Below are 247 nucleotides of genomic sequence, written 5' to 3' on the forward strand. Positions count from 1 at the left end.
TCGGTCGGGGATTGAATGTATTGTGTTACTCCAAATTCAGTAATGCCCCATAAAGAGATTTTTATTTTTCCATCCATGAGAATAAGTTCATGCTTAATGATACTGCCTTGTTGAATCAATTTGTTCAGCAAGCGATCAAGTGGAGCGCGATCTTTGTATTGCAGGAGTAGCATTAAGTTGGTGATGTCGGAATACCCTTCTTGCTTTAAGAAAGTAATCACGTTTTCTATTTTTTGTTGATGGAGCG

1 pseudogene is annotated in these 247 nt (G+C 38.1%); it reads right to left on the minus strand.

Annotated features, from left to right (window positions below):
- Window positions 1-247, minus strand: a pseudogene (locus Q1A70_RS20695) (mobilization protein); the annotation flags it as partial.

This window comes from uncultured Vibrio sp. (assembly GCF_947488985.1).
In the GTDB taxonomy this organism is placed as follows: Bacteria; Pseudomonadota; Gammaproteobacteria; order Enterobacterales; family Vibrionaceae; genus Vibrio.